Origin of the sequence: Runella sp. SP2, assembly GCF_003711225.1 — a bacterium.
GTDB lineage: Bacteria > Bacteroidota > Bacteroidia > Cytophagales > Spirosomataceae > Runella.
The window spans coordinates 5,545,421-5,571,402 of sequence record NZ_CP031030.1 but is presented as its reverse complement, the minus strand read 5'-3'; the positions used below and the strand labels follow the sequence as shown (position 1 = coordinate 5,571,402).

Genomic DNA, 25,982 nt, shown 5'->3' with positions numbered 1-25,982 from the left:
TTAAAGCTGTATGTTGACGGATACTTTTGTGCCTTTGCTGGGCTCACTTTCGATAGACAGCTCGCCTTGCAAGGATGCGACACGGTTTTTAAGGTTTTGCATACCCATGCCCTCGGAATGGATTTCTTGGGGCATCCCAATACCGTCGTCACTTACAGTCAGCGAAAGTTGGTTTTCGTTGTGGCTGAGGCTGAGCCAAACTTCGGTTGCTTGGGCGTGTTTAATAACGTTGTTGATTAGTTCCAATGCAATATTGTACAATTGGTGTTCAACCGACGACGGGAGGCGAGGAAAAGGGCTGGTTGTGACCAAGTGAAAGAGTGTTTTGGTGTTGATGTTCAATTTCTCCACCAGTTTTTGGAGCGCGGAAGCCAAGCCTTCAGTTTCGAGCTCGGCGGGGAGCATATTGTGGGAAATGAGCCTGACATCGGCATAGACATCGTTGGCCATTTCGAGAAGTTTGTCGTGGATTTTTTGATTAAAGCCGTTTAATTCGTCGGTTTGCATGGCTTCCAAATGCCAGCGAAATGCGGCGAGTTTGGTGTTTAGGTTATCGTGAAGCTCAGAAGCGACGCGTTTACGTTCTATTTTTTGACCTTTGAATAAGGCTTCCTCAATTTCGCGATTTTTACGGCTGAGTTCTTGGTTTTTAAGCTTCAAACGGCGGTTATACCAGAGCACAAAAGCCAATCCCAGCAGCCCAATGGCCGAAAGTCCAAGGAGGATGTTTCGGGTTTGGGTCAGTTTTTCGTTTTCGAGGGTTTGGATGCGGAGTTTGTTGACTTGTTGTTTTTTCTCAAAATCGTAGGTCATCGACGAAACCATGGTTTTTTGCAATACCTCGTTGTTGATGAGACTGTCCGACTCCGCCTTAAATTGTTTAAAATGAGTTAATGCCAATGCAGGTTTTCCCAAACGGGTATATGCCTCAGCCAACTGACGATGGTATTCGGCCAATTCTCTCCGAAGCGGAGGTTGGGAAGAAGAAGCCCATTCGATGCCCGTAGTCGCGTATTTGACCACTTTCTCATACTGTTTTTGGGCTAAAAAAATGTTGCCAAAATTGATTTGACATACGTGTTCCAACGATTCTTTGGAGTCAATTTCGCTTTTATACACACTGTCGGCGATAGTCGTATAATAAAGTGCCTTTTTGTAATCTTTAAGCTGAAAATAGACCCCACCCATTCGTCCGTACGTGCGCGGGAGCCATTGGGTAGAGCGGGTCATTTCGTGGATTTTGGCGGCTTCTTGGAAAGCCTTGAGCGCTTCGGGATATTGTTTTTGTTTTTCGTAAATGTCAGCGCGCTGCCCGATAACATACGCTCGAAGGCGTAAATCGTTGAGCTTGTCGGCGATTTTTTCGGCGTCTTTGTAACATTGGAGGGCGTCTTTGTACCGACCCAATGAAGCGTAGAAAGTGCCCAAATTGGGTATCGTAGAACGCAGTGCGTTGATGTCATTGGCTTTTTCTTGCAAACGCCGTGCTTTGAGCATCAAATCAACGGCTTCGGCGTATTTTCCTTCGTTGGTAAGTAGCGTGGCCATTTCAGCATACACAGTTCCTTGCCAAACCAAGTCGTTGGCTTCTATAAAAAGGCGTAATGCTTTGTTTAATAAAGGATTGACTTGAGATTGTTTCTCAAAAAATGACTCGTACAGCTGCGCCCGACGAAGATAAACCTGTCCTTCCAATGATTTGTCAGGAATAGATTGAGCATTTTTCAACGCCATGTCCAAATGCGCATAAGCGGTCTTTAGGTCAGTGAGGTATTCAAATTCGATTCGTACCAACTGCAAACGCGCTTTGGCTTCTCCTCGGGGGTAATGGAGCTGCTGGGCCAAGGCAATGGATTGGTCACAGTACAGCCGCGCCAAAGAGTCATTTCCTTCCCGCCAATAGGCCCTACCGAGTTCGAAAAGGGTGTTCACTTTGTTGGTGTCACTGGGGGCTTTTTTCAAAACTCCCACCAACGAATCTGCTTTCTGGGCTTGTGCTGCCAGTGAAAACCACCAAATACAAAACAACCATTTCTTCATGAGCGTATAACGAGTTGGAGAACTTGGTGAAAATTAACGATAAAAGAGCATCTAGTACAAGCGTAAAGGCCAAAAATACAGGTTTTCCTATACCCGAAATGTAGGTGTTTCTGGATTTACGATGGGGATATTTTGGAAGACCTTTGTTGTGTTCAATCGTCAACCTTTTTACTCATGAATCCTAATACACCGCATCTGTCCGAACCAAACCCCAAACACACGGACGCAGAAGTGCAAGACGAAGGCTTTTTTAGCGTATTGTTCGACATTACCAAAAAGCACCCTGTATTGTTTACGGTCTTTTTTTTGATTCCTTTCGTGATTTTGCTCATCTCCTTGGGGTACAAATGGTATTACATTTTTACCGATACGACCCATTATTTGACAGATTATCAGATTCAAGGAGGCAAGTGGACAGACGGAAGCGCGTACTTTGGGCCTGGTATTGATAAGTACATTCGCGAACTGGACATTGCGGGTTTGGTAGGGGGGATTGTCGGGATTTTTATTGGCTTGTACCTGACAGTTACGACCGAAAAACTAAACCGCCAAAAAGAACGCACCAACCAGCAAGAAATGGATCACCTCAAGACCCAAACGAGCTTGCTCGTGCAGGCCACTAAGTCGCTCAATTCGATTATGGTCGAAGTAAGTGGGAAGGTCAACGAAAAAGTGCAGCTGATGGAGGGAACCAAAGATGTGCTGGAAGGTATCGACAAGGTGGTAGAATTGTCCAAAGTCCAAGGAAATAACCTGCTTGTGCTGTCGAATACGGCGCGCATTGAGGCAATTTCGCCGTTTCGGATGGATTTGGTGGCAAAACACGCCGACCTAAAACCCCACGAACTTCGTCACGCCACGCAGTTTGACTATGCCCGCAAAGCCGAAAGTTTGCTGCGAGATTGTTCGGACGTAGAAAATAAGCTCAAAGAAACAGCCATTTATCTCCAAAAAATTGGCAGCGACGCTCGCGTGGAATTTGTGACCCTCAACGACCAAAACGAAGGGGCAAGCCACGCATTTTTGAAGTATTTAGGCAAAATATTCAACGAACACGTCTCGGTAGAAACCTACCGAAGCGGGAGCAATTCACCGTTGGCAGTAAACGAAGCCGTGCCGCACCACAATCGGTTTATGATTGCTACCAATGGGCAAGAAAATGGTGATGCCCAATCGGCCTTAATTCGGCAATTGTACAACGACCACGCTCAGGCCATGCGCGAAATGCAAGACTTGGGTGTTCGGGTGACAAAAGTGAACAAAACCTTACCCATACAGCTCTTTATTAGTACGCCCAACGACAACAAACCTGGCATTCAGAAAACGTTGTGCGTGTGTATTTTGGGTAGTGGCTCCAATTCCAGCGGGCGCCCCTCAAAACTCACGGCTTTCCTGACCGACGACCCCCACATTGTTTCGTCGATGGTCGAACTATTCTACGATTATGAATCCGACGCTGCCCTCAATACCCGCGAGTTTATGCGTAAAATCTAAGCACTATGTCCACAAGTACGTTGATAAAAAAACTTTGGCCGTTTGTCCAAAAATACCGCCAAAGCCTCGTGGGGGCGTTGGTGTTGACCTCCATTGGGGCATTGTTGGCGCAAGTCACGCCCCTTGTGATGGAATATACCGTGAATCGGGTGCAATTGATGCTCCGCGACAAAACCCAAGGGCTTGATGCCTGGACGGTGGTGGGTTGGTTGGTGCTGATTTTGTTGAGCAAAGAAATCTTGAGCTTGCTGATTCAATTAGGGCAAAAGTTTTTGAGCGATCGCTTGCGGTTTCGATTAGCGGCAGATTTGCATAATTATACCATTCGACGGATGGTCTCATACCATTTGTCGTTTTTTGCGTTGCCCCAAAATGCCATTGGTAAACTCGAAAAACGCATCGACAAAGGCATTGAAAGCCTGACCAAAACCGTCAAAAACATTTTTGTGGACATCGTTCCCATGTTTGCCAATGCCGCACTGGCGTTGGCATTGATGTACAAAAAAAACGTTTGGGTGGGCGTGTGCGCTACCGTTGTCATGCCTTTGTATGCTCTTATTAGCCGTGAGCAATCGCGCCGCCAAAAGTCGATTCGACACAGCATTCAGCACTTTCGGGAAGAGAAAGCCAATACCCTTTTTAGCTTGATTGAATCCATTTTTGTGGTAAAATCATTTGTGCGCGAAAGCTACGAAGCCAGTCGCCAGCAGACGCTTACGCAGTTTTTATCAGACAGCGAAGTGAAGCACCACCGTACCAATTACCTTTTCGATGGGCTCAAAAGCATTGCCGAGCAGTTGGGGATTATTATGGTGTTTGTGGTGACGATTTACTTTGTGTTGAACCAACAAATGACCGTAGGGGCGATTTTGTTACACATCATGTTGTTCAACAACGTATCGGCTCCCGTGCGGCATTTACACCGTATCTATGACGAGTACAGCGAAGCGCTTACCTACGCCGAAGGTTTTTTTGACATGATTGAAAACGATACCTACCTCGTAGCGGAGGGAGGTGTAAAAAGCCCAAAAATGCAAGGTACGTTTGAGATGAAAGCGGTGGATTTTGTGTACCCTAATGGTAAACAAGCCCTCAAAAACGTTCAACTTACTATTGAAGCGGGCAAAACCACAGCCTTGGTAGGGCTGTCGGGAGCAGGGAAGAGTTCGGCTATGAATGTGTTGACAGGTTTCTACAGTCCTTCGCGGGGGCAAGTCTTGCTGGACGGGCGTTTGTTGGGAGAGTATGACCAACATTGGGTACGGGAAAACGTAGGCTTAGTCATGCAGAAAAACCATATTTTTTCGGGAACAGTGGAGGAAAATATCCGCTACGGGAAACTGGAAGCGACGGGAGAAGAAATTATAGAAGCTGCCAAAAAAGCATCGCTTCACGACCAGATTTTACAGCTTCCCAAAGGTTACCAATCGGAAGCCAAAGCGCTGTCGGGTGGGCAGCAGCAGCGGATTGCCATTGCGCGTTTATTTCTCAAAAACCCGCCTGTTATTTTTCTCGATGAACCTACGGCTAGTTTGGATGCAATTACTGCCGAGCAAATCAAGGACAGCATTGATGCCATAAAGAAGGATCGAACGGTGCTGATTATTTCGCATAATATCAGCCAAATCATGGATGCCGACCAGATTTATGTCATGCAAGAAGGCGAAATCATCGGCCGTGGCAATCATGAAAGCTTGTATGCCGAAGGCGGGCTCTACCGCGACATTATTGACTCCAACGCCCGCACGCTCAACATTGGACGCCTAGCCGCTACGGTTTTGCAATAGGTCAGACGACAGTCAGACCGAGCATTATTGCAGTCAAAGAGCAGGATTCCTAGCAGGAGGTGAGTCTGACTATCGTCTGACTCAGGGGCTAGCATACTGAAGGCATATAGGTTTTCCTATACTTCAAAATACAGGTTTTCCTAAAAAAGAATGTAGGTGTTTCTGGATTTACTGGCGTCGGCTTTTGGGGGAACTTTGTATCACTCAAAAGCAAGAAAGAAACAAACAAAAAGCTTTCGCGCCCAAAAACAGAAACTAACATTCAAACAGTTAAAATAGTACAGCAATGAACCCTTCTATTAAAAACTTTGTCATTCGTCACCTTGTAGGTGCTAAAGCTAACCAAATCGAAGAATTTGATTTTAGCCGACACAACGAACTCACATTAGGCCGTTCGGGCGATAGCGACGTGCAGTTTGATCCCGAAATCGATACCGTGGTGAGCCGCGAACACGGAAAAATTGTCAAAGACGGCCCGTTGGCATTTACCTTGATTGACAACAACAGCCGAAACGGAATTTTTGTCAACAAGGTGCGGGTGAAAGGCAGCACGCCGATTCAGCCAGGCGACGAGGTGCAACTGGGAAGCAATGGCCCCGTCTTTTTATTTGATGTAGATCCTCGCCCCGCCGAATTGATGCCTGCTACGCGTTTTGTAGAAGTGGTGAAGCCCACCAGCGAGTTTGTTCCTGCCGAAGTAGCAGCGGCTTCTCCCGAAAAGTCAGGCATCGGGAAGCAAACGTTTGAGCGCGTCATCACGCACGAACGACAGAAATCACAGCGCACGTTGGTAGCGTCTGTAGCAGGGCTTATCATTGTGGCAGGAGCGGCATTTTTTGCTTTTAAAGACAAGATAGCCCCGCAAATTACCAACGTCGTCAAAAATGATACAACCTTGGTTACCAACGTTACGAATGTTGTCAAAGAATCATTTGACCCCGAAGCCATTGCCAAAGCCAACATTGATAAAGTGGTGCTTATTGAGTTTAGTTCAAAACTTGTTCATGCGCCATCGGGCGACGATATTTACCACCGCTATGAAACCTACAAGGGCATCGACCGCCCCATTCCAGTCTATGTAGAAGTCGATGGCCAAATCGAACCTCTGCTTGATTTAAAGAAAAATACGCCCAATGGACAGCCCATTGCGTTGCAAGGAAGCGGTTCGGGATTTGTAGTGTCAAAAGAAGGTTACATTCTTACCAACCGCCACGTTGCTGCAAGCTGGCACTCTTATTATAGTTTTCCTGAAGACGCTTTCCCTGGGGTATTGTACCGTTTCCAAGGAGGAGAGATGCAAATAGCGGGAATTATCACGCAAGAAATGGGCCAAAACATCCGCTGGATACCTGCCGAGACAAAACTGTTTGGTAAAAAGCCCGTTTCAGGAAAAATCATTGATGGAACGAATACGTATATAGATGTAACGTTTGCCAAAAACGACCAGCGTACCCCTGCTAAAGTGGTTCGGGTATCCAACAAACACGATGTGGCAATGATTAAAATTGATTTGCCTAGCGAAATGCAAGCCGTGACCATGAAAGATGCAGATGCGACGATTGCTCCAGGCCAAAAAGTGGTAACGATGGGTTACCCAGGCATCTCTCCCAGCGTAGTGGTCGCAACCGCAGGCAATGATTTTGCGAATCGTACTACACAAGTGGTGACAGTTCCCGACCCAACGGTCACGGATGGAAGCGTTGGTAAAGTCATTCGAGGAACGACCAATACGTCTAAAGAAAGTGGCGTAGTAGGCTATTACAGCACCTTTGGGGATTATTATCAGCTGACCGTGAATGCGACGGGGGCAGGAAACAGCGGAGGGCCTGTGTTTGACAAAGAAGGAAATGTGATTGGCATCTTTACGGCCAGTACCAGCCGCGCTGATGCGACAAGAATCACCTTTGCCGTACCTATTCACTACGGACTAGAATTGATGGGAAATACCAAAGTAATCAACTAATTCGTGATGCAAGAGCCATTAATACATCGAACAATTCGAGGCTACCAACTTACGCAGTGGTTGGGAGCAGGAGGGATGGGGGAGGTTTACATGGCCCAGCATCAGACTACTCGCCGAACGGCCGCCGTCAAGGTGCTGTACCGTGCCGACCAAGCGGCTCGTTTTCGGAACGAAGCCTACATCCAAGCCTCGGTACAGCACCCCCACATTGCCGCTCTGTACGAATACGTTATCGAAGACAGCACCCCTTGCATCATTATGGAATACGTGGAGGGAATCACGCTCGAAAAGCTCATCAAGCGCCAAGGACGCCTTCCTGAGTCGTTTGTGTGGAAAGTGTTGGCGCAGGTGGCTACCGCAGTGGCTCATTTACACCAAAAAGGAATTATTCACCGCGATTTGAAGCCAGGCAATGTGAAGGTCAACAAAGATAGTTTTGCCAAACTTCTTGATTTTGGAATCGCTAAATCGGCCTATACACCTAAGTTGACGCAAGAAGGCTACATCGTCGGAACGGCGCATTACATGGCTCCTGAGCAGTTTCAAGGAAAGGTAAGTATGCAGTCCGATTGCTGGGCGTTGGGGGTTTTGTTGTACGAAATGCTGACAGGTTATTTGCCCTTCAACGGACGTACTGAAACCGAGATTCGGGTTAAGATTGAAAAAGGAGATTATACCGAGCCCGATTTGTTGGCACCACAAATTTCGAAACGGAGCAAACGCTTGATTGGTAAACTGTTGCGTGTCAATCCGACCAGTCGCATCAGCGCGGCGGCCTTGATTCAAGAGTTAGAAAGCCCGCAGTCGGACCATGGATTTGGGCTTACCGACTGGGTGGATAACTTGACCGAATTTGTTGAAAAACTACCCGTAAAGCGTTGGTTTAAAAATAGATAACTACTGATAAAGCTATGTTTTGGAAAAAATGGTTATCGGGCAAAACAGCGGAAGCCTCTTCCTCAAATTCGGTGGATTTGCGCGCAGTGGTGGTGTCAGACGTCGGGTGTGTGCGGGTCAATAATGAAGATGCTGCGCGTTTTGTCCGTCCTGCCACGGCCTTGATTCGAACCACCAAAGGTTTTTTGGCCATTGTTGCCGATGGAATGGGTGGCCACGCTGCGGGCGAAATAGCCTCTCAATTGGCAGTAGAAACAATCGCTAAAACTTATTACCAACGCGAAGAATCGCCCGAAGAAAGCTTGTTTTTTGCGTTGACCAAAGCCAATCGGGCTATTTGGCAAACGGCAAGCAAAAATACGCGCTACCGAGGCATGGGCACGACCTGCACGACGATTGCAGTATGTGAAGACCAACTATTTTTGGCCCACGTGGGCGACAGTCGGGCGTATATTTTAAAAAATGGACAACTGTTGCCGCTTTCCAACGACCATACCTACGTTCAGTCGCTGGTTCAACAGGGTATTATTACGACGGCTGAAGCCGAAAAACATCCCGAACGTAATGTACTCACGAGAGCAATGGGTACGCACAACAAGGTAGAGATTGACGTGCAAGCGTTGCCCCAATTATTTGAAAATGATGACCGCTTGCTGCTTTGCACCGACGGACTGTATGATTACCTCAACAACGACGAAATCGCGCAATTACTCATGATTCCCCTGCTCAATGAGGCCGCACATCAATTGGTCGAATTGGCCAAACAACGAGGTGGTCACGATAATATCACGGTATTGCTGGTTGAGCGCATGAGTAACGAGTCGTTTCAGTCGGTTCGACCCACCGAAGAAATCAATGGATAAACGTTTACGTAAAGAAGGACAACTATGATTGGGCGCACGATTCAGAATTACCACGTCGAAGAACTTCTCGGAGAAGGAGGGATGGGGACGGTGTATCGAGGAACGGATACGCTACTTCGTCGTCCTGTGGCCATTAAAATGCTGCATCCGCATCTGTTGAAAGATTCGACCTTTATGGATCGTTTTCGGAACGAGGCCGTGTTGTCGGCGCAGCTCAACCATCCCAATGTTGCCACGCTTTATAACTTGCTGCACGACCGCACCGATAACCTCATGGTGATGGAGTTAGTGGATGGTTTTACGATTGAGCGGTTGCTGACCAAACACGGAAAATTGTCGTTAGAAACGACGTTTCGGATTATCGCGCAAGCGCTGGATGGCCTACAACACGCACATAACAAAGGCATTTTACACCGCGACATCAAGCCCGCTAACCTGATGTTGACCCACGAAGGCGTGGTAAAATTGATGGATTTTGGCATTGCTCGATTGGTAGGTAGCCAACGGTTGACGCGGGCTGATAGGGTAGTTGGTACCCTCGAATACATGGCGCCCGAGTTGCTCAACGGAGCCGAGCCTTCGGTGCAGTCAGATTTGTATGCTATTGGGGTGCTGATGTATGAAATGCTATCGGGGAAAATGCCCTTTGAGCCAACGACGGAGTCCACACTCATTACCCAAATTTTGACCAAAAAGCCGATTCCCATCCGAAATCGGATGGCGGATTTACCAAGGTCGGTAGAGGAAATTTTGGATAAATTACTTCAAAAAAAGCCCGAAAAACGCTTTGAAAAGGCTTCAGAACTGAAATACGCGCTATTGTCGGTGGTGGCGGCGGGGCCGATTGTGTTGCAAACGGCGGAGGGGAAATCAGGAAAAACCCTGCCTGCCACGAAATTGGCCAATGCCCAACCGAATAAACCACAGGTAGGGCCGACGCGGTTAGCGTCATCTACCTCTGACACCATTCCCAAAAAAACCTCAAAACTACAATCACAGCTGCTGAGTTTGGAAGGTTTAATTTTATTAGGGGCGATTGTGATAGCGCTTGGAATAATTGGTTTTTGGTTTGTCAATACCGACCCCACGCCTACGTCACAAGTAGCCCGAGACACGACCACACATTCTAAATTACATCCAACTATTTCGCCTACGGTCAAAGAAATAAAGCCTGATTCGACAAACGTAGCTGTTGAAAACCGCCAAATTATAACAACACCGTCCACGACTTCGCCCGTAGTTTCCTTGCCACCCGCGCCAAAGCAAATTGAACCTGAGCCTACCGAGCCCAAAACGCAGAAACCTGTCCGTAAAAAAGAGTCGCCTAAAACGCCTGTTCAAGAAAAACCTCGGGAAGAGGCGCCCGTTGCCGTTTCGCCCAAAGAAGAGCCTAAGCCCGTACAAAAAGAAGAACCTATTGTGAAAAAAGAACCTTCCAAACGAAACGTAACGGTGGAGGTGAGAAACGAACCATTTTCGGTAGAGTTTTCGCAAACGGTCACTTCAGAAGCATCAGAAGGACAAACGGTTTGGTTGCAAACGGTTTCAGGTATTTCGGTGGACGGCGTAACAGTGGTGCAAACGGGTGCGCGGGTGCGGGCCATTGTGCAAGACGCGCGCTCGTCGAGCAATTCCCAAAAGGCCCTCTTATCGCTTCGTTTTGAGGCGGTTGAAGCTGTCAATGGGCAGTGGTTGCCCGTCAAATTTCCTGAATACAGCGATAAATCAAGCGATCAAGTCGTATTTCAACGAGGACGCCGCGTCAACAATCTTCGCGTGTCTCGTAGCACGCTTACACTCCAACTTTAAACAACATTTACTCATGATACGGAAAAAATTACTTGTAATGGTGATGGGCTTTTTAGGCTATGCCGCAAGCGTCAAAGCACAAGATATTCAATCTAATACCGAAGGCTTCAACATTGGTGTTCATGCGGGAGTGGGAAATTGGTCTTCGAGTTATTTTCTCAATTTAGACGAATTAGAGCCTATGGGTGTGGGAGGTGGAGTGCGTTTGGGCTATGGACTGAATCAGCGTTTTGAGGTATTTGCGCAGTACAATGCCAAAACATTTGCCATTAAAAACGACTGGGACACTTACCGCATTTCTTCATTAGGGGCAGGAATTAGGGTGCATTTTGGGGGAACACTCCAGCAGTTGCGACCCTACGTAGAAGGAGGGGTGGCAGGAGTGAATTTGCTCATCAACCCTGTTTTGTTCAATGGTGACTTGGTCGAATATCGGCTTAAAGGCTCTTCCTTGGCATTGGGGACAGGGATAAACTATTTTTTATCTCCCAATTTGGCCTTACACGCCAACGCCACGGGCACTTTTGGAAAATTTAATTCTTTTCAAATAGACAGTCGCGGTATCCAAGACCGTCCCGATGTTCGTACGCTCCAGTTTTCGCTAGGTATCAACTTTTTTTTCAATTAAAAATCGGTGACTTTGTTGGTTTCTTCTCGTCTTAAAGCACGTGAGAAGTTCAAATTGCCCTACTTTATTGCATAATTTAAGGGGTTCTGTATGAAATGAAGGGAAATTCCCGACAAATTGTACAGAACCTTTTTTTATGCTTTACATTCCCATTTTTAATAAATTGCGTCTCTAACATTATCTAAACTACTTATGAAACATATCTTATTTGGAGCCTGTGTCGTATTTTTAAGTATAAGCTCTTTTGCTCAAAAGGTGGATTTAGACCGCTTTTCTTTTGATTATAGTTATCTTAAACTTCCCAAAGAATACATCGACCCTGCGAAGCGTACTTTTGGAGTACGAGTAGAAACTTCCAAAAGCCTCGGAATTGTAACGGATGTCAACCAAATCTACGATCGAATTCGCGTCGGTGGGTTTGATAAAGTAGGCCAAAACCCCACAGTAGGCGTGGAAGTACAATTTAATAGCTTCAAAATTTTGGGTTACGAAATCAAAGAACGGGTAGAAGAGAAAAAAGACAAAGATGGACGAGTGACGGAACGAAAAGTATATTATTGGGCGGAAGTAAAATACAGCTCAGAAGGTAATTATGCCATCATGGGGCCACGTACGCCTACCCAAAAACAAGCAGAGGCACAGGCCAAAGAGATGGAAAAAAATCGTTTTTTACAACAGGCCAATGTCTCTAATGAATCTTTCAAAGTAATGTCTGGTTCAACGGGTTCGTATAGCCAAACGTACAAAACGAGTGAATTTAAGAACTCAATGGATGTTCGTGATTATTACCGCGATAACCAAGTTCTGATTCGGGAGGAAATTACGAGAGAATGGGTGAACCGAACCATTTCAACCATCAACCAACAATTGGCGGATTTATACGGGTTTGACGAATCGAAAGGCCGTGACCATTTGTGGATTTTGGATTCAAAAAGCCACCCAGAGTACCCTATTCAACAAGAAGCCATCAAAGCCGTAAAACAACTGATGACTGAAATGTCGGCGTTTCGCAACATCAAGGTATTGGAAAAAAACTTGGGGCCAGTGATGTCTTATTTTGAGGAATTGAAGAGAAAATACAAAGGCAGCGACAAGCGCGAACAAAAAATGCGCTATTCGGCCTACTACAACTTGGCAAAACTATACTACTTACTCGATCGTCCCGACGACAGCGAAAAAGAAGCCATTGGCTTGATTCAGAATGGGTTTGATACCAGCGATGGCGAGATGTTTGTAAAAATGGCGAAAACACTCCGCGATGACTTGGCTCGGCAAAAAATGGATACTCGCCATTTTGAATAAATAAACTTATTTGAGCAATCTACGTACCGTTGGTAGTGCTTTTTCAGCCCACTGACGGTACATTTTTCCCGAAAAATGCAATTGATCGTAGGTAATCATGGACGCATCGTTTTGGGCAGTTCTTGAAAGTGCGGTAATGTCAATAAAGGCAATCCCTAGTTTTTCACATTCTTGTTGGGCTACTTCATTAAACGCGTCAATCTCTGACGCGATTTTTTTTGTATCTGAGCCACTGGCAAAAGGCGTCACGCCCCAGTCGGGTGTCGAAAGCATAAATACACGCTGGATATTTCCCCCCGCAAACCCAATCGCCTGTTGAAGCAAATCTTGTAATTCGGTTCGGTAACGTTCCAAACTTTGGCCACGGTATTGGTTGTTGACCCCAATCAGCAATGATACCAAATTGTATGGCCCTTTGGGATTCTTATTTTTAATACCTTCTGCCAATTCGGCCGTTGTCCATCCCGTACGGGCAATAATTTCGGGTGTACCAATTTTTACACCTTCTTTGCGGAGCATTTCACTCAATTGAACACTCCATCGTTCATTTTCGGCAACGCGCTCTCCAATCGTATATGAATCTCCAAGGGAAAGGTAGCGATATTCGCCCTGATTAATAGGGGTTTCGGGTGTCATAGAAGACGAGTTTTGAGCAGAACAAGCTGAAATAAGCAACAATATACTATAAATCCACTTCATGGTTTTTTTGTTTTTCAACGCGTTGGATACTATTTTTGTTTGCAACCACCTTTCATAGTTATATGTCTCTACTCTCTGCCGACGATCTTATTTACGGATATATGAATGGTATATTTCCGATGGCAGATTCCGATGGTACATTGTATTGGTATTCTCCCGACCCTCGGGCTATTATTCCGTTGGATACGTACAAACCTGCCAAGTCATTGCGTCCTGTTCTCAATAAAGGCACGTTTGAAATACGCATCAATGCCGATTTCGAGGGCGTCATGCGGGGATGCGCCGCGCCGCGCCCCGATGAAGAAAACACTTGGATTTCGGAAGAAATCATTGATGCTTATACTGAACTACACCGACTTGGTTTTGCCCACAGCGTTGAAACCTACGTTGACAACCAACTCGTTGGCGGCTTGTATGGGGTGGCTATTGGGGCAGTTTTCTTTGGCGAATCCATGTTTCATACAGTTAGTAATGCCTCTAAAGTCGCGTTTCATTATTTGATTGAAAACCTTCGTCGGAAAAACTATGAATTGCTAGACACCCAATTCATCAATGACAATGTACGTAGATTTGGGGCAATTGAGATTCCTAAATCAGAATATGTTCGACTTTTAAAACGCGGCATTGCCCAAAAAGCGCGTTTTACCGATGACTCAGTAGCTCATTTATTTACTTCATTGTAAGAAAATTTACTTTTTAAAATTTGTCGATTCATCCTTTGTTTGTGCAGGGTGAGGTAGCAAAAATGTACCTTCGGTCAAGGTACTTGGATTTGACCGTTTTTATCCTAAACTTTACTAAAAAAACAAAGCTATTTTATCTTCTATGGCAGCTATCACTTTGGATATCAATGGAAAAAAACATGACCTTGATATCGACCCTAAAATGCCACTTTTGTGGGCCATTCGCGATGTTGTTGGATTGAAAGGAACAAAATTTGGGTGCGGAATGGCACAGTGTGGCGCCTGCACTGTTCACATGAACGGTCACCCAACTCGCTCGTGTGTATTGCCAGTTCAGTCAGTGGTAGGAAGCAAAATCACGACCATCGAGGGAATTGGTACCGAAGAAAAACTCCACCCTGTTCAGCAGGCTTGGATTGACGAACAAGTACCTCAATGTGGCTATTGCCAATCAGGGCAAATTATGGCCGCGGCGGCGTTGTTGAAAGACAAACCTACCCCAACCGATGCCGACATTACCAGTGCGATGCAAGGCCACATTTGTCGGTGCGGCACTTACGACCGCATTCGTAAGGCAATCCATACGGCGGCAAAAGCTAAATCACCCAAAGGCGAAATGTCGGGAGGTAAGTAATCCATTCTCAAAACGCAAAAAAAGACATGAGTAATAGAAGAACATTCCTAAAAACCCTCGGACTTTCGTCGGCGAGTTTTGTACTGGGGGTATCGAGTTTAGCGAAAGGCAATGCCGTCGTAAACATGAGTACCGACCCACTGTCGTTGGCCCTCGAAATCAACCCCTTTATTGTGATTCAGCCTTCGGGGCAAATCACCCTCATCAACCCTCGTCCTGACATGGGGCAAGGCTCTACCCAAGCCGTTCCGTCGTTGTTGGCGGAAGAACTGGAAGTAAGCCTCGACCAAGTGACGATTGCGCAGTCGGACGGAAAAGGGAAATACGGTGACCAAACCTCGGGTGGAAGCAGTAGCGTACGTGCATTATGGACGCCGATTCGCCAAGCAGGAGCGGCGGCCAAAGAAATGCTTATCAAAGCCGCTGCCCAGCGCTGGAGTGTTCCTGAAAGTGAGTGCTATGCCGAAAAAGCAAAGGTGATTCACCGTCCAAGCGGAAAGTCGTTGACCTACGGAGAAGTAGCAGACGATGCCTCGAAGCTTGAAATTCCGAAAAACCCCAAATTGAAAGAACCCAAAGATTTTAAAATCATTGGGAAATATGCGCCTCGTTTGGACGTACCTGCCCGTGTAACGGGAAAAGCCGTGTATGGTATCGACGTAGAAGTGCCAGGCATGGTGTATGCCGTGATGCTACACAGCCCGATGATTCACGGAAAAGTAGTCTCTATCGACGACTCAGAAGCACTGAAAATCAAAGGCGTACAAAAAGTGCTCAAATGCGAGCGTCCGATGCCACACCGCACTTCGGAAGCCGTCGCGATTATTGCCGATAATTATTGGGCGGCGCTTTCGGCCAAAAAAGCGGTAAAAGTGCAGTGGGATAACGGTACGTTGGGGCAAACGTTGACAACGGCTGCTTACTTTAAAAAATGCGCCGAAGCCGCGACCAAAGAAGGACTAAAAGCCGAAGAAGAAGGCGATTTTGCCGCGACGTTTGGAGCGGCTGCCAAAAAACTGGAGGCTGTTTATGAAACGCCCTTTTTGGCGCACGCACCTATGGAGCCCGAAAATGCCATCGCGCACATCAAAGACGACGGTACGGCCGAAGTTTGGGCACCGATTCAAGGGCCCGACTGGGCATTGCGCGATTTGGCGGGGTACTTGAAAATAAAACCCGAACACATCAAAATCAACGTAGCGTTGTTGGGTGGAGCATTTGGACGTAAAGCCTACCACGATTTCCTACTGGAGGCTTGTTTTCTTTCAAAAGACGTGAAAAAGCCCGTAAAATTGGTGTGGACGCGGGAAGATGACATCACGCAAGGGCCTTACCGCCCAGGAATGATGGCGCGGATGCAAGGTGCGGTGGATGCCAAAGGAAACATCGTGGCTTACCACCATCATCCGATTGGCGAGTCGATTCAGTTTCAGGTATTTAAAGCGCCTAGCAATAAACCCGACGACTGGGTATGTGGCGAGTTGAGTCAAAAAGAACAGAAGTACAATATTCCTGCGTTTAAAATTTCTTATACCCACGTTCCTACCGAAATCCCTATCGTTTGGTGGCGTTCGGTGTATGCGTCCAACTTTGGTTTCAGTCAAGAAGGGTTTTTCGATGAGTTGGCACACGCGGCCAACAAAGACCCGTTAAAAGCACGTTTGGAACTGATGAGCGATGCCCGTTTCAAAAAAGTACTAGAAACGCTGGCCGAAAAAGCCAATTGGGGCGAAAAACTGCCTGCGGGACAGGGAAAAGGCATTGCGATTTTTAAATCGTTTGGAAGTATCAGTGCCTGCTGCGTGACAGTAGCAAAACAAGGCACGGGTGTAAAAATCGAAAAAGTAGTGTCCGTGATTGACTGCGGTCATTATGTAAATCCAGATAACGTAAAAGCCCAAACTGAAGGAAATATTGTGATGGGGATTACGGCTGCGGTGAAAAAGGGTATCACCTTTACCAATGGCCAATCAGACCATACCAATTTCCACCAGTACCAAGTGATGCGCATGAACGAAATGCCCAAAGTAGAAATTCACATTGTAGAAAGTGGTGCAGAACCAGGAGGTGTGGGTGAACCAGGGCTGCCACCGATTGCCCCTGCATTGGCCAATGCCGTTTTTGCCGCCACAGGAAAACGCATTCGTCGATTGCCTTTTGACTTGAACACGTTGGCGTAAATATTATTTCTTACTATCAAAAAAGCCCAATGAACTCATTGGGCTTTTTTGATAGGGTTTAGTTTTTAGAACGCTTTGCTGGAATAATTACGGGTACAATGACCTCGCCCCCTTTTACACTAAACGTGTAAATACCAGCTTTTTCATCCCATTGTTTTACGACTGGTACAATGCGTGTCCTGCGCGGGCCTACTTTTTCTGCTGAGTTGTGAATGTGGTAAACATAATACAGTTGTTTGTCAAGTCCTTCAAACAGGTCACCATGTCCTGAGCCGTTTTCACCAACGATGGAACGATGAATGATAGGGTTGTTTTTATATTTTACCCAAGGGCCAAAGGGCGAATCAGCCACGGCATAGCCAATGGCATAATCGATATTCTGGAAATGATTGGCTGAATAAAACAAGTAATATTTATTTTTCAATTTTATAACCGTAGGGCCTTCCATAATGGGGCCTGATTTAAAATTAGGCGTTGCCTCCCAAGGTTCGGTTTGGTCAAAACATCTTTTCAGGGTTTCGGGCTTTATTTTTTTGGTTTTCAGGTCAAATTCGGCGGCATACAAGTAATTCCCTTTGTCAAAACGTACACAATAAAGGTAATATTTGCCGTCAGAGTCCTTGAAAATATAGGAATCGATATTTTTCTCAGTGCCATCAATAGGCTCCACTTCTTTTTGCCTGTAGGGACCCAATAACGATTTTGATTCCGTCAAAACGGTTTGTTCATCAGCCGTATAGGTCATATAATAAGTGCCTTTATCTTTGAATATTTGGGGTGCCCAGAAGCCCTTGGTGCCGAAGGTGTGGTCGCCTTTGGTCAGAATCATCCCCAGCGAATCTTTTGACTTAGCAGGGAGTGTCCATGTTTTTAGGTCTTTTGATTCTAAAAAGGCAAATCCCTGCGGCCCATCGTTTCCACTTTTTGACCCAGTAAGGTAATATTTGCCTCCTTCTACAAAGATGGTCACATCTGCAAAAAAAATCTCACGCTTTGCCTGTGCTGATGCTTGTAGGGTAGAGAATAAAAGGAGAGAATAAATAAGAATTGATTTCATTTTTTCAGGTTACAAATATTCATTTTATCTGTTAAACCAACTGTCACATACGTATCTACTCAATTGTACATCATATTTGTCGTGCCAGCCCGATAAAAACTGGACGACTCTATTTGCTGTACTTCTATGATACGCATTGAAGATATAAATAGAGTGTGTCTCAGGGCGTTCAGAGTCTCCCTTTTTTGTTTCAATGAAATTCCTCCTATATTTGCAAACCGTATGCTTGCATAATACCTAAAACACTTAACTTTCAATGGCACAGTACTATAGCCGTCGTAATCTTAACTTTTTACTTCACGAAGTATTTGATGCTGCATCGCTTAACAAATACCCGTATTTCAATGCTCACGACCGTGAAACAATTGACATGACGATTGATGCGGTGACCCAAATCGGGGACAACTTGATGTATCCATATTTGCGTGACCTTGACCGTAATCCCCCCGAACTGCATAATGGCAAAGTGACCGTTCATCCGAAAGTGGGCGATTACCTCAAAGCGATGGGCGAAGCTGGGTTGATTGGAACAAGTTTTTCGTTTGAAGATGGTGGTCAACAACTTCCTGAGGTGGTGAGTTCGTGCTTAGGGTTTATCGTTATGGCTGCGAATAATGGCATGATGTACACGGGTTTGACCTCAGGAGCAGCGGGGTTGATTAACTCGTTTGGTACGGATGAATTAAAACAAACCTACGTCGCTAATATGCTTTCGGGCAAATGGCAAGGAACGATGGCGTTGACCGAGCCTCAGGCGGGTAGCTCGCTGTCAGACATTACTTCCACGGCTGCTCCGCAAGCCGATGGAAGCTACTTGATTAAAGGACAAAAAGTCTTTATCTCAGCGGGTGACCACGATCAGTGTGAAAATATCATTCACTTGATGTTGGCTCGTATTGAAGGCGCTCCCAAAGGAACCAAAGGCATTTCACTTTTTGTGGTGCCGAAATACCGCCTTGATGGCGCTGATAATGACGTAACTTCAACGGGAGTATATCATAAACTAGGGCAACGCGGTGTACCTGCCATGCACCTCACCATGGGGGACCGCGACGACTGCCGTGGTTGGTTAGTTGGTGAGCCACACAAAGGGCTTTCGTACATGTTTCAGATGATGAACGAAGCGCGTATCGGCGTCGGGATGACGGGCGCGGCGATTGCGTCGGCGGCTTATTGTGCATCGGTGCAGTACGCCAAAGAACGCCCACAAAGTCGCCGTTTGAACGAAAAAGGCGTATTAGATAGCCCACAAATTCCGATTATTCAGCACCCCGACGTAAAACGGATGTTGCTTTTACAAAAAGCCGTGGTAGAAGGTTCGTTGTCGTTGCTGCTAGAAACGGCGCGTTGTGTTGACATTGCTCATGCTAGTGAAGACCCTGAGGAAAAAGAGAAATACCACCTCATCCTCGAATTGTTGACACCAATTGCGAAAACATACCCTACCGAAATGGGGCTTGTTGCGGTGAGTAATGGCTTGCAAGTACTTGGAGGATACGGTTTTACGGAAGATTTTCCTCTCGAACAGTACTACCGTGATATTCGTATTACGCCTATTTACGAAGGAACAACGGGTATTCAGTCGCAGGATTTGTTGGGACGTAAAATGACAATGAAGGGCGGAAAACCTGCTCAATTGTTGTTTGCCGAAGTTTCAAAAACCATTGCTGAAGCCGAAACCCACGAAGAGTTGAAGCCTTACGCCCAAAAGTTGAAAGCCGAACTGGGTCGTTTGCAAGAGGTAACAATGGCCTTGATGCCGTATGCCATGCAGGGCGACATCGAGCGTTATTTGATGGATGCAACGTTGTTTATGGAAATGTTTGGCATTATTACGATTGCCTGGCAGTGGCTGAAACAAGGAGTCGTGGCCAAAAATGCGTTGCTCACCCAACAACCTGAAGGCGACGAATTAGCCTTTTACGAGAGCAAAATTCATACGATGAAGTTTTTCTTCCACTACGAAGTGCCCAAAACGCTTGGATTGGCCGTTCGATTAAAAGATACCGAGGTGCTAACAATTGAGACCGAAAAAGAGTTAGCACTATAAGAGTTTAAAATCAACAATTAAAAACCGAAGCAACAGTCCCGACAATTGTCGGGATTTGTTGTTTTTGAGGGACTTTGCTTTTATGTTTGTGCTTTAACCCTCCCCAAATACCATGATTATTGGCATTGGCGGCCGTAGCCGTTCTGGAAAAACAACCCTCGCCGAAACACTGGTTTGGCACGAACGTTCTCAAAACAAAAAGGCCATTACGCTGCACCAAGACGATTTTGTGAACCGAATTGAAGACATCCCGCTCGTTCGTGATCACATTGATTGGGAAATTCCTGCTTCGATTGACTTTGAACTGTTGCGTAAAACGGTTGCTTTTTTGCAGACTCAATTTGACGTTGTGGTAGTTGAAGGTTTTTTAGCTTTTGCCGATGCTGAATTAAATTCGATGTACGACCGTTGCTTTTTTACGGTTATTTCAGAAGAGACCTTTCGGATTCGGAAAGCGGCTGATACGCGCTGGGGGCAAGAACCCGAGTGGTACGTGACGTACATTTGGGAAAGTTTCTTAGCCTATGGTCAACCGCCCGCTTCGCTGGCCAATTTGATGGAGATTGATGGGGCAAAACCTTACCCAATGGAAGAAATTGTGGATTTTTTACGCCATTCTGGCAGTTAGCATATTTGTTAAAAAGCCATTTTGTCGTGAAAATAGGCTTGGTATGTGGTTTGTACTTGTATCATCACACAGCAACCACTTACGACAATGAAAGCAAAAATTGAAATTCCGCAAGATATAATTACCGCCATCGACTACGCCAATACCACCAACGGGGGCATGAGCGAGCCTACTTTGGTGGTGCAGCAACACGAAGAAGGGTATGAAGTCAAAGTGAAAATGGCAGGAGTAAGTGCTGATAACTTTGGCCTAGATGTGGTCAATGACCGCCTTTGGGTATATCACTTTGTGAATCTTTTTGCCGAACGCCCCGAAGGCTTAGAAAACCTAAAAACAGCCCGTACGATTGGCAATCTGTTTTTACCCAATGACGTAAATGTAGAAGAAATTGTGGCGCGATTTGATGCCGAAGCCAACGTGCTAAAAATTTCAATTCCCTTTAATCACGCCAAGCGTAACTTCCGCCGTCATATCGATATTGAGAAATGGTAGGTGCAGAGGGGTGCTCATACCCCGACTGACGTGCGAAGGGGTGCTCACACCCCGACTGATGCGGAAAACTGTGAGCACCCCTTTGTTTGATTAAAATCGAGCCTTTATTTCTTCAAAATCTTGAACTCTACCCGACGGTTGATTTGGCGTCCTTCTTCGGTGTCATTGGTGGCTTTGGGTTTGGCTTCTCCGTATCCTTTACTTTGCACGCGGTCGGGTTCAATACCCTTTCCAATAAAATATTCCCGTACAGAATCTGCACGTTCTTGCGATAGTTTTAAGTTGGCGGCATCCGTACCAACGTTGTCTGTGTGACCTCCAATTTCCATCACCAAGCCTGGGTTTTCGTTGAAAGTAAGCACCATACGGTCAAGCTCGGCATTAGATTCGGGACGTAAGGCGGCTTTACCAGTATCGAAAAAGAGGTTGTTTAGTACCCCAACCGCATTGATTTCAATCGGTACAAGCGTGAGGTTAGTACCGTTTACTTCCTGAAACCCACCTTTCATGTTGGTAAGGTCGATGCTCTGAGCTTCAGCGATAAAGTCTTTGGCCACTGCCCGTACGCCATACTTCACACCCTTGGGCAATACGATTTTATATTCTCCCGTGCGGGGGTCGGTTTGGGCAGTTCCTACTTCCGTACCGTCGGCCAAGTTTTCGTAAATGATGCGGGCGTCAATTGGTTTGCCTGTTTTGGTATCAACAACCTTTCCACTGACCAATGCTACAGGGTCAGGTGCAGGTACGATAGGCGCGGCTGAAGGCTCATCCGACTTGATTTTAATGCGAACGATGTCTCCTTTGCCGAGGGTGTTTTTCTTGGAAACCATGTAGGCATAATCACCTGCGGCTGCAATGGTATAATAGGCATCGTAGCCGTCGGTGTTGATAGCTTGGCCTAGATTAACAGGCTTTGACCACCGCTTCCACGTTTTATCAATGCGTTTGGTGTAATAAATATCGTTGCTACCTTGTCCCCCTGGTCGGTCGCTCGAAAAATAAATGGTGGCGCCATCAGAGGCAAGAAACGGTGTTGTTTCCGTAAAATCGTCGGTATTTACTTCTACGCCGAGGCTTTGGGGTTTGGTCCAAGTGCCATTTTTTTGGAGAAAACTCACGTACAAATCGTCTTTGGTACTACGTTTTTTCTCGCTAAAAGCCATGAGTAGCGTTTTTCCATCGTTCGATAAAAAACCGCACATGTATTCGCCTTTGCTCATTCCTTCCAAGCCTGGAATATTCAATTTACTGGGCGCTGACCAGCCATTGACAGTACGCTTACTAAACGAAAATCCGCGCGTTTCGTAGGCACCACGGTCGTAAGCGCCCATAATCAGCAAGGTATTGCCATCGGGGGTGACACTGTAGGCACAGTTGTATTCCTCTTTGTTGAGCGGAGGAGTCATTCGTTTGGCCAAACTCCATTGGCTATTTTGCCATTCCGAAAACCAAATGTCTTGGCTTCCTTCTTGGCCGTGGGCGTTTTGGGGGTGGCTTACCCGCCCAAAATAGAGGGTTTTGCCGTCGGGAGAAATGACGGGGTTGATTTCGTTGTATTCGGAGTTGATGGCATTGCCTAGGTTTTCGACTTTAAGCTGGGCAAAAACAAACGCAGTTGGAAAAATAAAACAGCTAAAAGCAATAAGAGTTGACTTCATTTCAAAATGGAAGTTAGAGGCTTTTCTACGCTAAAAAGCGAATTTCGTACCATTTTAACGAAATAGTTGCTAAAATTGATATTCAAAATATTTTTGTCGGCAAACTTACGACATTTGTCCGCAAAAGCGCGTGCCAGCGGTTACAATAACCGCTGATTAGTTTCTCAAAACCGAGATTTGTGAACGAGGTTTTGAGAAACCTCGGTGTTGGATTTGAGAATCCAACGGCACGCTTTTGTGCCAGCGGTTACAATAACCGCTGTTCGGTTTCTCAAAACCGAGAGTTGTGAACGAGGTTTTGAGAAACCTCGGTGTTGGATTTGAGAATCCAACGGCACGCTTTTGTGTCAGCGGTTACAATAACCGCTGTTCGGTTTCTCAAAACCGAGAGTTGTGAGTGAGGTTTTGAGAAACTTCGGTGTTGGATTTGAGAATCCAACTGCACGCTTTTGTGCCAGCGGTTACAATAACTGCTGATTGGTTTCTTAAAACCAAATGTTGTGAACGAGGTTTTGAGAAACCTCGGAGTTGGATTTGAGAATCCAACCTCACACCTTTGCGATTCCAAAGCTACAATCAAACAATAACCCACTCAATCCCTCATAAATGGAGTCGCTAGTACCCAACGAAGCCACATCTCCCGTCGAACTTCCGCCCAAGTATTACCTAGATTACTTTTTATTTCTGGTTGAGTTTGTGGAAAAGCTTTACGGAGAAATCCTCAACGATGCTGAGCAACAGTTTATCGCCGATTTTCGAGCGCTGTCGGAGGATGCTCAGTGCCTTTTTGTGCGGTTTAGTAATCGGCGAGGGCTTTTTTTTAGAACCAATAAGTTGAAATACAATGAACTCGAAGATATTCCTGCGGCGCTTTACGAACTGGAAGAGCGGGGTTTTATTGAGTCTTTGGACGTAAAACACGAAGCTTATGCCAGCGAAATCCTGAATTTATTTACCAAAGAAGAATGGATAAAATTAGCACCGCCGACTGAATTATCGCTCAAACCCCTCAAAAAGCCCGATTTGATTCGTTTTTTGAGTCATACGTTTACGTTTGAGCTATTAGTATCGCGCATCAATTCCCCCGAATTGTTGGGGGAGCCTGTGATTAAAGTAGGCTACGAAGTGGAGGTGATGATGCTGAAGTTCTTGTTTTTTGGCAATCGTCATGCCGACATGACCGAGTTTGTGGTGCGTGATTTGGGCAAAGTGAATTTTGAACGCTACCGCGACGATGCTTACACGGCACGCTTCGCCACGCGCCAAGACGCCGAGGACAAGTTTATGGTGTCGCTGACAGCGCAGCAATTCTACGAATTTCAGGAAGCAGCCACTCCGCCCGAAGAAATTTTCGACTGGTTTATGAACTGGCAAGCGTCGTTGCACACGCTCAGCGATGTAGCACAACCTGGGTACGTTAAGTTGATAAATCGAGTGGGGGCTTTTTTGGAACGTCAAAAACTTCCCGAACAGGCCCTAACGGTGTATCAGTTGACTGACCAAATTCCGTCGCGGGAGCGTCGGGTTCGGTTGTTGCATCGGATGGGCTTTGTAGAGGAAGCGATGGCGTTGTGCGAGGCGATTGCTCATGCCCCCCAAAACGCTGACGAGCGTTTTTTTGCGCTCGATTTTCAAGAAAAAATTACGAGTACCAAAAAACGGGTGAAAAAGAGTGTCACGCGGTTTCTGCAAGAATCGAGCAGCGTACAGATTCCGATTAGCTATCGGTATCGGGTGGAGCAAGGAGTAGCCGATTATTTTGTGGAAAAAGGCTACGGGGCGGTTCATGCTGAAAACTATCCTTGGCGGGGGCTATTTGGGCTTATTTTTTGGGAAATTATTTACGACACCAACGTTCAGGCCATCCATCATCCCTTGCAGCGAATGCCGTCAGATTTTTATCAACCCGATTTTTACCGAAAACGCGCGCCTCAAATTCGTGAGCGACTATCGGAATTGGATACCAACGAAAAAATTGCCCAAGTGCTGGAAAGCACGTTTATCGAAAAGTTTGGGATTGCCAACGTGCTGGTCGATTGGAATGAAATCTTGTTGGAATTGGTGAAATTGATTGCCCAAAGCCTCAGCCCGATGCAGCTGCGGGCTATTTTGCTTGAAATGGCGACGAATTTACGCGAAAACACCCGAGGTTTTCCCGATTTGATGGTGTGGGGAGAGCAAGGCCTTGAATTGGTAGAAGTAAAATCTCCGACCGATCACCTTTCGGCCCAGCAGCTTCATTGGATGCACTTTATGGCCGATTTGGGGGTTAATGCGCGGGTGTTGCGCGTGGAGTGGAAAGCAGATTCAGACTAAAAAAAACCTCCCGAAAGTTCAAAACTTTCGGGAGGTTGGAGTAGGTTGAAGATTGACAACCAATTATTTAATGCGGAAGGTCGCATTCATACGGTAGCTGTACTTGATTTTTTCGTATTCAAGTCCACCACCCGACTCAGGCATAGCATCGGCGGCCATCATCCGTACGTTGTACTGAGCCTGTTTGTACATCGGATAGACGTTGCCTTCTTCTACTTCGTGGATTTCGAGTACTTCGCCTAGTTTTTCACCAATCGACTCCAACAAATAGCCTGCTTTTTCCTTGGCTGCTTTGAGGGCGTTGATTTTTACTTGGCGACGGAATTCCTCTTTTTTCGAGTGTTCTACCCGACTCATGTTTACGTATTCGACGCCACGGTCATCTACTTTGGCCATGAGGTCGTTGATATTATTCGCGTTTGAAAGTTTCAATTGAAATTGCTTGGCGGCCAAAAAGTACTGCGGTTTTTTCTTGCCTGTCCACTCGCGGTAGCCTGTTACGCCACTGATTGAGAGGTTTTCTTTGGGCAAACCTGCACTTTTGACGGCTTCAATCAATTGCTTTTCAAGCGTTTCGAGCGAAACTTTGTCTTTCTGGTTTTTTTCGTCTTTAAAATATTCTTTCAACGAAATAGTGAAATAAAGCTCGTCGGGTACGATTTCGAGTTCGGCAGTACCTGTTACCTCGATTTTTTTGATGGGGTCTTTGTCCACGGTGGTAGATGTTTGAGCAAACATGGATAGGCTTGATACAAGCAAAACGGCTGTTAATACGAAACGTTTCATGGTTAGTAAAGAA

Annotated in this window: 20 protein-coding genes; 15 read left to right on the top strand and 5 right to left on the bottom strand. The window is 46.1% G+C overall.

All coding sequences use genetic code 11. The annotated features are described in order from the left end of the window. Positions 1-2,040, bottom strand: a complete 2,040-nt coding sequence (locus tag DTQ70_RS22495) for a tetratricopeptide repeat protein (RefSeq protein WP_122932888.1) — start codon at positions 2,038-2,040, stop codon at positions 1-3. A gap of 174 nt (positions 2,041-2,214) precedes the next feature. Here DTQ70_RS22495 and DTQ70_RS22490 point away from each other — a divergent pair, with 174 nt between their 5' ends. The 8 genes from DTQ70_RS22490 (at position 2,215) to DTQ70_RS22455 (ending at position 12,783) form a co-directional block, all read left to right on the top strand. Beyond that, positions 2,215-3,534, top strand: a complete 1,320-nt coding sequence (locus DTQ70_RS22490; RefSeq protein ID WP_122932887.1) for a hypothetical protein — start codon at positions 2,215-2,217, stop codon at positions 3,532-3,534. 5 nt (positions 3,535-3,539) lie between these two features. After that, positions 3,540-5,321: an ABC transporter ATP-binding protein gene (locus tag DTQ70_RS22485; protein ID WP_122932886.1), complete on the top strand. Its 1,782-nt coding sequence runs from the start codon at positions 3,540-3,542 to the stop codon at positions 5,319-5,321. Between the two features lie 286 nt (positions 5,322-5,607). After that, a complete protein-coding gene (locus tag DTQ70_RS22480) occupies positions 5,608-7,284 on the top strand; it encodes a trypsin-like peptidase domain-containing protein (protein WP_122932885.1) in 1,677 nt (558 codons plus the stop codon). A gap of 6 nt (positions 7,285-7,290) precedes the next feature. Further along, entirely contained in the window at positions 7,291-8,181 is an 891-nt protein-coding gene (locus tag DTQ70_RS22475; RefSeq protein WP_122932884.1) for a serine/threonine-protein kinase, read from the top strand. Between the two features lie 14 nt (positions 8,182-8,195). Then, positions 8,196-9,044 carry a Stp1/IreP family PP2C-type Ser/Thr phosphatase gene (locus DTQ70_RS22470; protein WP_122932883.1) on the top strand — a complete coding sequence of 283 codons (849 nt, stop codon included), beginning with the start codon at positions 8,196-8,198 and terminating at the stop codon, positions 9,042-9,044. Positions 9,045-9,068: 24 nt separating this feature from the next. Next, complete coding sequence (locus tag DTQ70_RS22465; RefSeq protein WP_122932882.1) at positions 9,069-10,853, top strand: serine/threonine-protein kinase; 1,785 nt, start codon at positions 9,069-9,071, stop codon at positions 10,851-10,853. 13 nt (positions 10,854-10,866) lie between these two features. Continuing rightward, a complete protein-coding gene (locus DTQ70_RS22460) occupies positions 10,867-11,481 on the top strand; it encodes an outer membrane beta-barrel protein (protein ID WP_164490160.1) in 615 nt (204 codons plus the stop codon). Between the two features lie 192 nt (positions 11,482-11,673). Beyond that, the gene (locus tag DTQ70_RS22455) at positions 11,674-12,783 is read left to right on the top strand and encodes a hypothetical protein (RefSeq protein WP_122932880.1); all 1,110 of its coding nucleotides are present in this window, start codon (positions 11,674-11,676) and stop codon (positions 12,781-12,783) included. A gap of 6 nt (positions 12,784-12,789) precedes the next feature. On the opposite strand, the gene DTQ70_RS22450 is transcribed toward DTQ70_RS22455, so the two are convergent. Next, positions 12,790-13,482 (bottom strand): SGNH/GDSL hydrolase family protein, encoded by a 693-nt coding sequence (locus DTQ70_RS22450; RefSeq protein ID WP_122934517.1) that lies wholly within the window; start codon positions 13,480-13,482, stop codon positions 12,790-12,792. Positions 13,483-13,544: 62 nt separating this feature from the next. Between DTQ70_RS22450 and aat the strand changes: the two genes are divergently transcribed. The 3 genes from aat to DTQ70_RS22435 all read left to right on the top strand — a co-directional run bounded on the left by aat (position 13,545) and on the right by DTQ70_RS22435 (position 16,979). Next, entirely contained in the window at positions 13,545-14,165 is a 621-nt protein-coding gene (gene aat / locus DTQ70_RS22445; protein ID WP_122932879.1) for a leucyl/phenylalanyl-tRNA--protein transferase, read from the top strand. A 142-nt stretch (positions 14,166-14,307) separates the two neighbouring features. Then, positions 14,308-14,799 (top strand): (2Fe-2S)-binding protein, encoded by a 492-nt coding sequence (locus tag DTQ70_RS22440; RefSeq protein ID WP_122932878.1) that lies wholly within the window; start codon positions 14,308-14,310, stop codon positions 14,797-14,799. A gap of 26 nt (positions 14,800-14,825) precedes the next feature. Next, positions 14,826-16,979, top strand: a complete 2,154-nt coding sequence (locus DTQ70_RS22435; RefSeq protein WP_122932877.1) for a molybdopterin cofactor-binding domain-containing protein — start codon at positions 14,826-14,828, stop codon at positions 16,977-16,979. 58 nt (positions 16,980-17,037) lie between these two features. Here the strand turns inward: DTQ70_RS22435 and DTQ70_RS22430 are convergent, their stop codons facing one another. Next, complete coding sequence (locus tag DTQ70_RS22430) at positions 17,038-18,036, bottom strand: glycoside hydrolase family 43 protein (RefSeq protein WP_122932876.1); 999 nt, start codon at positions 18,034-18,036, stop codon at positions 17,038-17,040. Positions 18,037-18,292: 256 nt separating this feature from the next. Here DTQ70_RS22430 and DTQ70_RS22425 point away from each other — a divergent pair, with 256 nt between their 5' ends. From DTQ70_RS22425 to DTQ70_RS22415, 3 genes are all read left to right on the top strand, one after another. Beyond that, positions 18,293-20,086: an acyl-CoA dehydrogenase gene (locus DTQ70_RS22425; RefSeq protein ID WP_122932875.1), complete on the top strand. Its 1,794-nt coding sequence runs from the start codon at positions 18,293-18,295 to the stop codon at positions 20,084-20,086. Between the two features lie 112 nt (positions 20,087-20,198). Beyond that, positions 20,199-20,714: a uridine kinase gene (locus DTQ70_RS22420; protein WP_122932874.1), complete on the top strand. Its 516-nt coding sequence runs from the start codon at positions 20,199-20,201 to the stop codon at positions 20,712-20,714. A gap of 87 nt (positions 20,715-20,801) precedes the next feature. Continuing rightward, entirely contained in the window at positions 20,802-21,206 is a 405-nt protein-coding gene (locus DTQ70_RS22415; RefSeq protein WP_122932873.1) for an Hsp20/alpha crystallin family protein, read from the top strand. A gap of 104 nt (positions 21,207-21,310) precedes the next feature. Here the strand turns inward: DTQ70_RS22415 and DTQ70_RS22410 are convergent, their stop codons facing one another. Next, the gene (locus DTQ70_RS22410; RefSeq protein ID WP_122932872.1) at positions 21,311-22,867 is read right to left on the bottom strand and encodes an OmpA family protein; all 1,557 of its coding nucleotides are present in this window, start codon (positions 22,865-22,867) and stop codon (positions 21,311-21,313) included. 606 nt (positions 22,868-23,473) lie between these two features. Between DTQ70_RS22410 and DTQ70_RS22405 the strand changes: the two genes are divergently transcribed. Beyond that, positions 23,474-25,183, top strand: a complete 1,710-nt coding sequence (locus DTQ70_RS22405; RefSeq protein ID WP_122932871.1) for a VRR-NUC domain-containing protein — start codon at positions 23,474-23,476, stop codon at positions 25,181-25,183. A 63-nt stretch (positions 25,184-25,246) separates the two neighbouring features. On the opposite strand, the gene DTQ70_RS22400 is transcribed toward DTQ70_RS22405, so the two are convergent. Beyond that, positions 25,247-25,969, bottom strand: a complete 723-nt coding sequence (locus DTQ70_RS22400; RefSeq protein ID WP_122932870.1) for an SIMPL domain-containing protein — start codon at positions 25,967-25,969, stop codon at positions 25,247-25,249. Positions 25,970-25,982 lie beyond the last annotated feature (13 nt).

Bases quoted from the DNA above. Each gene is read 5' to 3' on its own strand.
- DTQ70_RS22410 (WP_122932872.1), bottom strand. From the start codon at position 22,867: ATGAAGTCAACTCTTATTGCTTTTAGCTGTTTTATTTTTCCAACTGCG.
- DTQ70_RS22425 (WP_122932875.1), top strand. From the start codon at position 18,293: ATGGCACAGTACTATAGCCGTCGTAATCTTAACTTTTTACTTCACGAA.
- DTQ70_RS22490 (WP_122932887.1), top strand. From the start codon at position 2,215: ATGAATCCTAATACACCGCATCTGTCCGAACCAAACCCCAAACACACG.
- DTQ70_RS22415 (WP_122932873.1), top strand. From the start codon at position 20,802: ATGAAAGCAAAAATTGAAATTCCGCAAGATATAATTACCGCCATCGAC.
- DTQ70_RS22475 (WP_122932884.1), top strand. From the start codon at position 7,291: ATGCAAGAGCCATTAATACATCGAACAATTCGAGGCTACCAACTTACG.
- DTQ70_RS22470 (WP_122932883.1), top strand. From the start codon at position 8,196: ATGTTTTGGAAAAAATGGTTATCGGGCAAAACAGCGGAAGCCTCTTCC.
- DTQ70_RS22485 (WP_122932886.1), top strand. From the start codon at position 3,540: ATGTCCACAAGTACGTTGATAAAAAAACTTTGGCCGTTTGTCCAAAAA.
- DTQ70_RS22460 (WP_164490160.1), top strand. From the start codon at position 10,867: ATGATACGGAAAAAATTACTTGTAATGGTGATGGGCTTTTTAGGCTAT.
- DTQ70_RS22405 (WP_122932871.1), top strand. From the start codon at position 23,474: ATGGAGTCGCTAGTACCCAACGAAGCCACATCTCCCGTCGAACTTCCG.
- DTQ70_RS22450 (WP_122934517.1), bottom strand. From the start codon at position 13,482: ATGAAGTGGATTTATAGTATATTGTTGCTTATTTCAGCTTGTTCTGCT.
- DTQ70_RS22435 (WP_122932877.1), top strand. From the start codon at position 14,826: ATGAGTAATAGAAGAACATTCCTAAAAACCCTCGGACTTTCGTCGGCG.
- DTQ70_RS22495 (WP_122932888.1), bottom strand. From the start codon at position 2,040: ATGAAGAAATGGTTGTTTTGTATTTGGTGGTTTTCACTGGCAGCACAA.
- DTQ70_RS22455 (WP_122932880.1), top strand. From the start codon at position 11,674: ATGAAACATATCTTATTTGGAGCCTGTGTCGTATTTTTAAGTATAAGC.
- DTQ70_RS22480 (WP_122932885.1), top strand. From the start codon at position 5,608: ATGAACCCTTCTATTAAAAACTTTGTCATTCGTCACCTTGTAGGTGCT.
- DTQ70_RS22420 (WP_122932874.1), top strand. From the start codon at position 20,199: ATGATTATTGGCATTGGCGGCCGTAGCCGTTCTGGAAAAACAACCCTC.
- DTQ70_RS22465 (WP_122932882.1), top strand. From the start codon at position 9,069: ATGATTGGGCGCACGATTCAGAATTACCACGTCGAAGAACTTCTCGGA.
- DTQ70_RS22440 (WP_122932878.1), top strand. From the start codon at position 14,308: ATGGCAGCTATCACTTTGGATATCAATGGAAAAAAACATGACCTTGAT.
- DTQ70_RS22400 (WP_122932870.1), bottom strand. From the start codon at position 25,969: ATGAAACGTTTCGTATTAACAGCCGTTTTGCTTGTATCAAGCCTATCC.
- aat (WP_122932879.1), top strand. From the start codon at position 13,545: ATGTCTCTACTCTCTGCCGACGATCTTATTTACGGATATATGAATGGT.
- DTQ70_RS22430 (WP_122932876.1), bottom strand. From the start codon at position 18,036: ATGAAATCAATTCTTATTTATTCTCTCCTTTTATTCTCTACCCTACAA.